This is a genomic window from Fulvivirga ulvae, assembly GCF_021389975.1.
Taxonomy (GTDB): Bacteria; Bacteroidota; Bacteroidia; order Cytophagales; family Cyclobacteriaceae; genus Fulvivirga; species Fulvivirga ulvae.
In genome coordinates this window covers 1348807-1360335 of the sequence record NZ_CP089981.1, presented here as the reverse complement: position 1 = coordinate 1360335, position 11529 = coordinate 1348807, and the positions used below count along the sequence as shown (strand labels likewise).

General features: G+C 39.6%; 11 protein-coding genes. 3 read left to right on the top strand and 8 right to left on the bottom strand.

The features are described from left to right. Position 1 precedes the first annotated feature (1 nt). The 7 genes from tatA to LVD17_RS05695 form a co-directional block, all read right to left on the bottom strand. Complete coding sequence (gene tatA, locus LVD17_RS05725; protein WP_233765353.1) at positions 2 to 205, bottom strand: twin-arginine translocase TatA/TatE family subunit; 204 nt, start codon at positions 203 to 205, stop codon at positions 2 to 4. A gap of 101 nt (positions 206 to 306) precedes the next feature. Continuing rightward, positions 307 to 1500 carry a murein hydrolase activator EnvC family protein gene (locus tag LVD17_RS05720; RefSeq protein ID WP_233765351.1) on the bottom strand — a complete coding sequence of 398 codons (1194 nt, stop codon included), beginning with the start codon at positions 1498 to 1500 and terminating at the stop codon, positions 307 to 309. After that, positions 1487 to 2245: a lipoprotein insertase outer membrane protein LolB1 gene (lolB1, locus tag LVD17_RS05715; RefSeq protein WP_233765349.1), complete on the bottom strand. Its 759-nt coding sequence runs from the start codon at positions 2243 to 2245 to the stop codon at positions 1487 to 1489. Before lolB1 ends, LVD17_RS05720 begins: the two co-directional genes overlap by 14 nt. Continuing rightward, complete coding sequence (locus LVD17_RS05710) at positions 2238 to 3965, bottom strand: tetratricopeptide repeat protein (RefSeq protein ID WP_233765348.1); 1728 nt, start codon at positions 3963 to 3965, stop codon at positions 2238 to 2240. Before LVD17_RS05710 ends, lolB1 begins: the two co-directional genes overlap by 8 nt. Positions 3966 to 3982: 17 nt before the next feature. Next, the gene (locus LVD17_RS05705) at positions 3983 to 4987 is read right to left on the bottom strand and encodes a sugar phosphate nucleotidyltransferase (RefSeq protein WP_233765347.1); all 1005 of its coding nucleotides are present in this window, start codon (positions 4985 to 4987) and stop codon (positions 3983 to 3985) included. Positions 4988 to 5057: 70 nt separating this feature from the next. Then, positions 5058 to 6545: a lipopolysaccharide biosynthesis protein gene (locus LVD17_RS05700; RefSeq protein WP_233765346.1), complete on the bottom strand. Its 1488-nt coding sequence runs from the start codon at positions 6543 to 6545 to the stop codon at positions 5058 to 5060. Between the two features lie 12 nt (positions 6546 to 6557). Further along, entirely contained in the window at positions 6558 to 7343 is a 786-nt protein-coding gene (locus LVD17_RS05695; RefSeq protein WP_233765345.1) for an enoyl-CoA hydratase/isomerase family protein, read from the bottom strand. 315 nt (positions 7344 to 7658) lie between these two features. Here LVD17_RS05695 and LVD17_RS05690 point away from each other — a divergent pair, with 315 nt between their 5' ends. Beyond that, on the top strand, positions 7659 to 8801 hold the full coding sequence (locus tag LVD17_RS05690) for a T9SS type A sorting domain-containing protein (protein WP_233765344.1): 1143 nt from the start codon (positions 7659 to 7661) through the stop codon (positions 8799 to 8801). Here the strand turns inward: LVD17_RS05690 and LVD17_RS05685 are convergent. Beyond that, entirely contained in the window at positions 8778 to 9734 is a 957-nt protein-coding gene (locus LVD17_RS05685) for an NAD-dependent epimerase/dehydratase family protein (RefSeq protein ID WP_233765343.1), read from the bottom strand. The two genes, LVD17_RS05690 and LVD17_RS05685, sit on opposite strands and share 24 nt — an antisense overlap. Before the next feature lie 63 nt (positions 9735 to 9797). Here LVD17_RS05685 and LVD17_RS05680 point away from each other — a divergent pair, with 63 nt between their 5' ends. Together LVD17_RS05680 and kbl are read left to right on the top strand one after the other, a co-directional pair. After that, on the top strand, positions 9798 to 10295 hold the full coding sequence (locus LVD17_RS05680) for a hypothetical protein (RefSeq protein ID WP_233768003.1): 498 nt from the start codon (positions 9798 to 9800) through the stop codon (positions 10293 to 10295). A 5-nt stretch (positions 10296 to 10300) separates the two neighbouring features. After that, positions 10301 to 11497 (top strand): glycine C-acetyltransferase, encoded by a 1197-nt coding sequence (kbl, locus tag LVD17_RS05675; RefSeq protein ID WP_233765342.1) that lies wholly within the window; start codon positions 10301 to 10303, stop codon positions 11495 to 11497. The last annotated feature ends 32 nt before the right edge of the window (positions 11498 to 11529 follow it).

The window sequence follows — 11529 nt, the reverse complement described above, 5'->3', positions numbered from 1 at the left end:
GTTATTTTTTTTCGTCCTCTAATTTTGATGAATCATCAATATCCTTTTTGATCTCTTTGGTAGCATCTTTAAACTCTCTGATACCACGACCCAGTCCTCGTGCCAGTTCTGGAATCTTTTTGGCTCCAAAGAATATCAATACTACCAGTATGATGATGACCCACTCCCAACCTCCGGGCATGCCTAGTGCAAATAAACTTTTCATCTGTATTTTATTTAAAAATTGCGTTGTAAAGATATACATTAATTAATCAACGAGAAAAAACTCGCTTCACATAGAAGATAATTGAGATAGAAAAAGTTCGCTTAATTACGATTTAACCATTGCTGAGGGTCAAGTGCTGTTACACTCTTCCTGACTTCAAACTTCAGTTCAGAAACACCATCTTTATTGGTCATAATCTCCCCGAGCTCCTGACCCGTAATCACCTTTTGCCCTGTTTTTACAAGCACATCCTTCAAACCGGCATATACGGTATAATAATCACCATGATTAATCACTACGGTGTTTCCGACCAGAGGTATAAATGCTACGGTTCTTACTTCACCATTGAATATTGCCTTTACCTTTTCTTTTTCTTTTGTTTGAATGTTTATACCGGTACTTTGAACGACTATACCCTTCAGTACAGGGTGATTATGCCTTCCAAATTTTTGAGAGACGAACCCCGATACTGGCCAGGGAAGTTTAGATTTATTGTCGGCAAATTCATTAGATAACTTAACACTGGCATCTGTTACGGTCTTTTCTGCCTTACGTGCTTTTTCCAACTCTTCTTTGATCAGATCATTGATCAGTTTGTCAAGCTTGGCAACAGCTTCTCTGCGTTCTTCAAGATCCTGCTTTAAGGATTTCTCCTGCTGCTGAAGATTCTGCACCAATTGGCTTTGATTTTGTTTTAAGCTGGACAGACTTTTATTTTCTTCCAGCTGCTCTGCCAAAAGGATGTTTTTTTCTGACATCTTACTTTCAATTAGCAGTATTTGTGAGCTAAGTGTTTCCTGAACTTTACTGATCTGTTCCGCCTGTTTTTTACGGGCTTTGCCGTATTGATCCATGTATTGCAGTCGCATCAAAAATTGATTGAAAGACTTGGCAGAAAAAATAAATGTGAGCTTGTTAAACCCGCTATTGGCTTTATGAGCAGCATAAACCATGGATGCATACTCTTTTTTTAATTGCTTCACATCGTCCTCTAGGGATGCAATAATTTGATTATTCTCTTCTATCTCCTCATTCAACAGGTTGATTTCCTTTCTTATGGAGCTGATCAGGTCTTCCTGGGTTTTAATTCGCTGATTCAGTGCGTTCAACTGTCCAAGAGTATTTTTTTTCTTACCGGCAGTTTCAGCAAGGATTTTCTCCGCTTCCTGTATTTTTCTCAGGTTTTCCTGCTTCTCTTTCTGAAGCTGGGCTTTGGATTTTTGAGCAATGGAGGTGGATGTGCTAAAAAGTAATAAGAGGAAAAATATTCCAAAAATTCTTTTACTTACGCTCATATTTTTTTGGAATGTTAAAAGGGAATTTTAGTTCCTTATCTTCAATTTCGGCCTTGCTGTACTCCAACTCAATTACGGTATTGAGTGTGCCGGACTTGCCTTTGTAAAATAATGAAATTATCTCTGAAAAAGGAAACGCATGAGAACCAACCATTTGAAAATCGTAATAGCGGATTACAGCGGAATTTTTTGAGGGATTTTCCAGCATCTCAACACGTTCGATTTTCATGGTTTTAGGATTAACATAGTTGCTTAGGCTAACCGATCCGGATTGCTGTTTGAGAATGTAAAAACTCTCGTCCTTAATAACCTCGTCGGAGCGGTTCCTGTTTACCAGTAAATTACCTAACGCGGCAGCCTGTATAGCTTCATAATTAACATCGAAATTAAACTGCTTGGTCAGTGAATCGTAATTGAAAACATAATATTCCTTTTTCACCAGGTTAACTATGGTTATTGAATCTTTACTTATGAGACATCGCGCGCCCTGAATTCCTACTGATGAGAAGGCTATCCATATAACGCTGTCTTTCTTAATTCTTATATTGGCCTTGGCTTTTATATCCAGTTCGTCATCTTTATAGTTGATTTTGGCTTTGCCTGAGAAGTATTCGAAGTCAACCTGCTGAACATCAAGTTTGTTTTTATCGAGGAAATTCCAGTGCACACCGGATAAGCGCTTACTACATGAAGAGGAAATGATCAATAATAAGCAGGTGAGAAAGAGGGCTGTTGTTTTATTCATAGAGTTTGCGGTCAGCTATCTTTTTGTCTATCAATTCGGAGTTAGGGTTGAGGCCTTTTGCAACTTGCCACTGCTTTACAGCTCCATCTACATTACCTAATTTATACAGGATATCTCCATAATGTTCATAATGTATGGCAGATGCGTTACCTGTTGATATAGCATGTTCTATTATTTTTTTTGCCTCTTTGTACTTTCCTCTCATGTATAGTACCCATGCATACGTGTCTAGAAAAGTAGCATTATCAGGGTTATCCTTTACGGCTTTAGCCGACATTTTTTCAGCTTTTTCGAGATCGTCTTTTCGAAGTGCCAGAAAATAGCTGTAGTTATTAAGTACCGCATAATTATTAGGATCATAATCTAAAGCAGCTTCAAATGCTTTGGCCGATTTATCATATTCCTGATTGCCATTGTAGGCGTCTCCCAGTATACTATTGAAAGCATTTACCAAAGCCAGGTTGGCAGACGATAATCTTTTTCCATGCTCAAGCGCTGCAACCGCTTCTTCGTAGTGCCGTTTTTGAAGGTGAGCAATGCCACTAAAATAGTATAGCGATCCCTGGTTAGGAAATAGCTCCAGGGCTTTATCGGAAATAAGCAGTACACTATCCATTTTATTCAACTCCGTAAGTATTTGCAAGGAGTTTTGCCATACAGCGAAGTTTGATCCGTCTAATTCCAATGAGCGCAAGTATTGGTCCTTAGCCTTATTATTTTCCCCTATGGCCTGTAGTAAGTCCCCGTAAATAGTATAGGCGTCAGCTACATCGGGGTGAGCTTCTACCAAAATTTTGGCCAGTTGTAATCCAAACTTGTTTAAATCTTCCGGCTTCAGCTCAACCCTGTATTCTGCCAGAAGCTGAATTTTATTGTCGACACTCAGGTCTGGGTTTTTAAAGGCCTGCTCTATGTTTTTAATAGCGTCCTCTACATGGCCTTTTTTTCTTTGAAGTTCGGATAGCACCAGCAAAGATTGAGTGGCTTCGGGGTGATCTTTAATAAAAGACTTTAGATAAACTATCGCCTCTTCATTTTGATCATTTGAAATTAATATTTCTGCCTGCTTTAGAATGTATGCTTCCTCTTCAGGGTATACCTCAATTAATCGCCGGCCTTCTTCAAGGGCCTTTTGAAGATTATTGTTTTGTAAGTAGATTTTTTGTTTCTGTGTAATAATCTCCTCTGATATACCATACGCAGCTTCTATCTTGTTATAGGTGGATAAGGCATCATCATACCTTTGTTGATAAATATAAATTGCGGCCAGTTCGAAAAGATACTGGTCGGTATTATCGAGCCTGCCTATCATTTCTTCATAGGTATCAGCTGCATGGCTAAAATCCCCAAGCTGAGTGTAAATATCAGCAGCAAGTACATAGAAATATTTGTTGTCCTGGTCAAGGCTCAGGGCTTCCTTAATGTGAGCCAGGGCCTTTTCTAATTCGTTACCCTGAGCCAGTATTTGAGCTATCTTGTAGTAAATCGTAGCATTGTCGGGTGTTACTTCCAGGGATTTCTGAAAGAGAACGAGGGCTTTGGCATAATCTTCAAGAATAAAATACTTCTCTCCTTCTGTAAAATAGAATTCTGCCTCCCTTAATTTGGAGTCAGAAATGTCATTTTTGTTTTTTGTCTTTTGGCCAGACGCATCATGTAAAGATATTGCTGAAATTAAAGAGCAAAAAATGACTGCGATATAATGTTTGCTAAAACCCATCAAAAAATTAACAATGATTACTGTACGGAGTTATAATCCCCCAGGCTCAGATCATCAGATTTACCTTCAAAACTAACGAAATTTCCCAATATTGAGTTTTTGAAGTTAGCGTTGTTCACTTCGCTATTTGTCTGAATGATAGAATTTTGGATGACAGAACTCTTGATTATAGTATTTTCACCTATCGAAACGTGAGGACCAATGACTGAGTTCTCTAAAATCACGTTTTCTCCTATAAATACAGGTGGGATAATTACGGAATTTTTCTTTTGAACGGTTTTGGCTACTAAATCGGAGTCTTTAATGAACTCAAGATATCTTTTGTTGGTGTAAACTGTAGCATCTTTATTTCCACAATCCAACCATTCTGATACCTGACCGGGGCTAAATTTAGCACCCTTCTTTTTCATGTTCTCCAGTGCATTCGTCAACTGGAATTCGCCTTTATCCTTAATGTTATTATCGATCAGGTACTGCATTTCTTTTTTAAGAAATTCACCATCCTTAAAATAGTAAATACCAATGATGGCCAGATCGGATACAAAAGTCTCAGGTTTTTCAACGAAGTCGGTGATGATTTGATCATTGTCAACCTTAATGACACCAAAGGCTGATGGATCATCTACTTGCTGCACCCAAATAATACCATCTTTAGAGGCATCCATTTTAAAGTCGGCTCTGAAAAGGGTATCAGCAAAGGCCACAATTACATTGCCTGCCAAAAGCTCCTGAGCACACAAAATGGCGTGAGCTGTACCCAACTTTTCATCCTGGTAGTAAATGCGTCCTTCACCACCTACAGAAGCTGCTATTTTTTTGAGATTTTCTTCCACGTCTTTGCCAAAATCCCTGCCTATAATAAAGCCGATTTTTTCGATGGATGTATCACTTACTTTAGCAATATCTTCCACCAGACGCTGAACAATGGGTTTGCCGGCGATGGGCATTAATGGTTTGGGAACTGTTAATGTATGAGGGCGTAATCTTGTACCCCTTCCGGCCATAGGTATTATTATATTCATCGTGAAAATATCTCTGTTTAAGTATGTGCAAAAAAAGTTTATTAAGGAGGCAAAACTAATGAAATAAGTTCTATTTTTTAATCAAACGAGGTTTTTCCAAAAAGTAGATAGCTGCAAGGATTCCAATTGAAACAATAATGCGAATAAAGCTATCTATCAAGAAATCACCATATTCAAATGACATGGACATTATGACAAAGGCACATGAAACGATGAAATATGGAAATAATATTTTGAAATTATAAGGAATAGGGTAGTGTTTTTGTCCCCAAATGTAGCAGATAAGGGTCATGCAGCCATAGCAAAGTACGGAAGTAATAGCACAGCCCAAATATCCAATATAAGGAATAAGTAGAAAATTTCCTGTAATGGTCACAATGGCACCAATGATACTGAAGTACATTCCATAGGCGGTTTTGTCTGTTAGCTTAAACCATATACTCAGGTTCATATAGATGCCATAGAAGAACTTTCCGAGCAGTAATATAGGTACCAGATACAGGGCAGTCCGATATTCGGGGTTGCGAAGGAATATGAAACCGATGAGGTCAACATTGATACTAACAAGCACCAGTATAAGCATGCTTAAGATCACAAAATAATGCATGACCCGCGCAAAAAGATTGGGAGCGTCAGGATCCTTGGCGTTGCTGAAAAAAAAAGGCTCTCCTGCGTAGCGAAATGCCTGGATGGCTAGCATCATGAAAATACTTAACTTGAATGTCTGCCCATAAACTCCCACCGCACCTGTACTTGAAAGGTTTTCATAAAAATCATCCGGAAGCAACTGTTCCAAAAGAATTTTATCCAGCTGTTCATTAAACATACCCGCAACTCCGGTGATCAGAATTGGAAAGGCATAAATAAGCATAGGCCTGAGCTTATTCCAGTCTATTCTAAACCTGATTTTAGAGATTGACCTCCAAAGCATAGGTACCAGCAGGGCGTTGGCTATTAAATTGGCCAGAAATATATATCCAATGCCTAAACTGTCGCTGTAAATGGAATTCAGGAATTGGTATCCGGGCCATTGATTGGAAATCATAAAAGGGATGACCATGAGGAACAGCACTTGAAGGCCGACATTGATAATGATGTTCAGCATTTTGGCAGTAGCAAATAGCCTGGCCTTATTTTCCAGTCTTAACCTCGCAAATGGGATGGCTAATATACTATCTATCCATAGAATTATGGCCAGCCATATTATTAACGTTGAGGCATTGGGGTAGCCAGCTGCAACTGCCAGATCGGAGGCAAACAGTATGATAAAGGAAGAAAATAATGTACTTACCACAGCTACCGTGGTGGAGGCAGCATTGAAAGTATCGGATAGCTTATCTTTGGTGGCAAAACGGAAAAACGCTGTCTCCATGCCGAAAGTATAAATTACTATCAGTATAGCTACATAGGCGTATAGGCCCGTAACAACACCAAGATCCTCAGAGTCCGGAAATACCTGAGTATGAAGAGGTACCAGAGCATAGTTGAGAAGCCTGCCTAGAATACTGCTAATACCATAAACAGCGGTTTGACTCGCCAGACTTCTCAGCTTGCCCATTTGAGTACTGGATTACTCGCCTTTAAATTCAGGTTTTCTTTTTTCTATAAAAGCTTTGGTTCCCTCATGAAAGTCTTCGGTTTTTGTGCAGTTAGAGAAGAAGTTGGCCTCGGCCTGAAAACCGTTTTCTTCAGAAGAGTAGTATGCGTTAACGCAATTAATGACCATGCCGACTGCCAGAGGGGCTTTTGAAATGATTTTGCTCATGATCTTATTGCTCAGCTCCATCAATTCCTCCTTTGTTTCCACAACATGGTTTACCAAGCCAATGCTTTTGGCGTCCTGGGCGGTGATCATATCACCGGTAGTCATAAGTTCCAGAGCTTTGCCTTTACCAACAAGTTGAGTGAGCCTTTGAGTACCACCGTAGCCGGGAATAATACCCAGATTTACCTCAGGCTGACCGAATTTTGCATTTTCTGATGCTATACGTATATGGCAAGCCATGGCAAGTTCACATCCGCCACCCAGAGCAAAACCATTGATAGCTGCAATTATTGGCTTTTCACATTGCTCTATCAGTGAAAATACTTCCTGACCATTCTCAGCAAATTTTCTGGCGTTAAGCTCATTAAGCTCAGCGATTTCCTTAATGTCAGCACCAGCCACAAAAGATTTGCTGCCTTCACCGGTAATGATGCACCCTTTAATCTCCTTGTTATCATATACATCTTGAATAGCGGTCCTAAGTTCCTCAATAGTAGAAGTATTTAGCGCATTAAGGTGTTCAGGTCTTGATACAGTCAGAGTGAGAATCCCATTGCGAATTTCCTCAGTCAGGTTTTGATATAAACTCATAAAATTTCTTTCGACTAATGTGGCTTCAAATATACGAGAGAATGAGCAAACGAAAAATCACTACATTCCTCGCCGTGCTATTTTTTCATATCTTACATGCTCTTTAGTGCTATTTCTAGATGTTTTTTCCTATTTTGGGAAAAATTTTAAAATATAGAATTTATAAATAATTGAAATTGAGGTATATATGTGTTTTTGGTGTAATTGGTTCGTAAATTGGGTATGTATATTAAAGTAATCATTTAAACAGATTTATTACTCAGGTTACTTTTTAGATAAAAATAAAATAAATACACTAGGAATAGGAAAAAAATCATGAAAACATTATTTACAATATCCGCATTACTCTTAGCCACAATGAATGTGTTTTCACAAGAAAGCACTTACAGCAATTACACTGGAAATTGGACAACTAACGGAAGTTGGACAGATGGTACAGCTCCTGCTTCTCTCAATTTGCCCATAACTAATGGCGATATAACTATGAACGGATATATCAATCTTGGAACGGCCCCGGCTCCGGCTCCTGGCTCTGGTGATATACTGACTTTTTCTGCGAATAAGGAGGCTTATGATTTTATCATTAATGATACCCTGGTTGTGTATGGGGATGTCTTTTTTGCAAATAAGGCAATGAATCTTGTGATCAATTCAGGAGGTTTTATGATCGTGTTAGGTAATATGGAGCTTAGTAATAAAATAGTTCTGGCCTCCGATGGAAACCTTATAATTAGCGGAACATTTAATAAGACAGGTTCGCAGGGTTCATATACGGGTACTGGTAATGTATATGCAGGCAACTATACTGGAGATGCTAGTGATTTAGTGCCGGATGCTTCCGAAATGAATGCTGGCAGCGACTTGCAGAATGATTTCCCTGATATTTACGACTTTATACAAGGAGGAGGCTCTACTCCACTTCCTGTATCTCTATTATCTTTTGATGCACGAGTTATAAATCATTCAGTTGAACTTGTTTGGTCGACTGCTTCTGAAGAGAATAATGATTATTTTACAATCGAAAAGTCGCATAATGGCATTGACTATGAAGAGGTTGCGACGATTGGTGGCGCTGGTTCTCATACAGGTGTGCTGAATTATAGTTACTCTGATAATGCTCCGATAAGAGGAAGGTCTTACTACAGATTGTCACAAACAGATTTTGATGGTACCACAGCTTATTTTGACGTGGTTACTGTGGATTATACAACGATAAAAGGCTTATCAGTATACCCTAACCCGGTTAATGTTTCTAATATGTTAACCATTCAAACAGGTGCGGATGCTGATGAAGATATAGAGATTGCAATCTATAGCAATGCCGGTCAGTTAGTGAAATCAGAAGTAGTTAGCGGTAATGGTGCAGTAACTATTCAAAATGATCTTAAAGCCGGATTCTACATGCTCCAGGTTAAATCAGGGCAGGTTATAATCTCAACCCGCCTGGTGGTTCAGTAGTTCTTTTAATCCGGTGAGGATGGTAGACGTCATTTTAGACAAATCAAATTGATGCTGCCATCCCCACTGACTTCTGGCTTCAGAATCATCGATTGAGTCAGGCCAGGAATTTGCGATAGATTGCCTGAAGTCAGGGTTATAAGTTATGGAAAAGTTTGGCAGGTGTTTCATGATTTCACCTGCTATTTCTTTTGGAGAGAAGCTGATCGCGGCAATGTTATAGCTTGACCTGATTTTGATCTTTTCTTTGTCAGCTTCCATTATATCTATAGTAGCTTTAATAGCATCATCCATGTACATCATGGGAAGATATGTATCTTCTGAAAGAAAACTTTCATAAGTACCATCTTCTAAAGCTTTGTAAAAAATGTCCACAGCGTAATCTGTTGTTCCACCGCCGGGTTTTGCTTTATAACCTATTAATCCGGGGTATCTCAGACTTCTGACATCCACTCCATATTTTTCAAAATAATATTCACACCACCTTTCCCCGGCCAGTTTGCTGATTCCATATACTGTATTCGGATCCATTACTGTATGCTGGGGGGTATTTTTGCTTGGTGTGTTTGGGCCAAATACGGCAATAGAACTTGGCCAGTATATTTTTTCAAGTTTTTTATCCCTGGCAAGTTCCAGTACATTCAGTAAACTGTTCATGTTGAGGTCCCAGGCAAATTTGGGGTCTTTCTCGCCTTTGGCAGAAAGTATGGCGGCCAGGTGATATATCTGGGTTATAGAATATTTGTCTATAATATTTTCCAGATCAGATTTATTCATAACGTTGAGTATTTCAAACGGCCCGTCGGCCAAATCACCTTCAGGCTCCCTGACATCAGAAGCTACAACATTATTTTTGCTATGTATATCTCTGAGGGCCAATGTTAATTCAGAACCTAACTGTCCACAGGCACCAATCACCAATATTTTGTTCATGAGGTCTCTTTAAAATTTTGATGGTGCGAAATTACCAATTAAATGACGTGCAAACCAAATCATTTGCCTGGCTTAATAACTATTGCCCATTCGATAAAGTTTTTATATTTGCTACTCGGGCTTATGGAATTCAACGAATATTTACATAGCAAAAAGATCGACTCTGATGCTTTCAGGAAAGCTAATTCATCACAATGGAATGAATGGAAAGCTATTTTTGATCAAATGCACCCCAAAAGTTTTACTGCTCAGAAGCTCTTTCTGATCAATCCGCTCAGGCATGCATTTCCTTATGAAGCACCTGTTGAGGTGGTGAAAGAGAAGAAAGCAGGGTCTCAAAAACCTATAATGAAACCCAAGCCTAAAAAAGAGGAGGAAGGGGAGAAAAAGGAAAGTGCCGCTAAACCAACGATGAGGCCGAAGCCGGTGATGAAAACTAAGCCAAAAATCCAGGTCAAGCCGAAAATACAAGCCAAACCAGATGGCGAAGGAAATGCAGGTGAAAGTAAACCGAAATTTAAACCCAAACCTGTGATCAAGAAAAGACCTAAAACTGATTGATAAATATGTACAATACGCTTAAAAAGAAATTGCAGGATGAACTTGATTCTATCAGAGAAGCAGGCCTGTATAAAAAAGAAAGAATTATAACAACACCTCAGGGAGCAGTAATCAAGACGCAGGATGGTAAAGAGGTTATAAACTTCTGCGCCAATAATTACCTGGGACTTTCGTCGCACCCGCGAGTAATAGAGGCAGCCAAAGAAGCAATAGATTCCCATGGATACGGAATGTCGTCCGTACGATTCATTTGCGGTACACAAGATATACATAAGGAGCTGGAGAAAAAGATTTCTGAGTTTTTGGGCATGGAAGATACGATTCTTTATGCGGCCGCATTTGATGCCAACGGAGGCGTGTTTGAGCCACTGTTTGGTCCTGAGGATGCAATTATATCAGATGCACTCAACCATGCTTCTATTATCGATGGGGTGAGGTTGTGTAAGGCGATGAGGTATAGGTACAGCCATAATGATATGGAAGACCTCGAAGCCAAGCTCAAGGAGGCTGATGCTGCCGGGGCTAAGGAGAAAATAATAGTTACTGATGGTGTATTCTCTATGGATGGTACCATAGCCCAGTTGGATAAAATCTGTGATTTGGCTGATAAATACAATGCCCTGGTCATGTCCGATGAATGCCACTCCACCGGCTTTATGGGAAAAACAGGCCGAGGAGTTCATGAGCATCATGGTGTGATCGGCAGGATGGATATAATTACAGGTACTCTGGGTAAAGCTCTTGGTGGTGCGTCGGGCGGTTTTACGTCCGGTAAAAAAGAAATTATCGAAATCCTTAGACAAAGATCGAGGCCTTATTTATTCTCAAACACGCTGGCTCCTTCTATTACGGGGGCCTCTATTGCAGTGATTGATATGCTTAGTGAGACTACTCAATTGAGGGATAAGCTTGAAGAGAATACTAAATATTTCAGGGAAGAAATGACAAAGGCAGGTTTCGATATCAAGCCCGGAACTCACGCCATTGTGCCTATTATGCTATATGAGGCTCCGCTGGCACAAAAATTTGCCGATGCACTTTTAGATAAAGGCATTTATGTGATAGGGTTTTTCTATCCGGTAGTTCCTAAAGGACAGGCCAGAATCAGGGTGCAGATGTCCGCAGCCCATGAGCGTGAGCATTTGGATAAGGCCATTCAGGCGTTTACTGAAATTGGCAGGGAGTTAGAAGTTATAAAGTAAAAAAACGCTACCCCAAAAGAAATCCCTTCTTG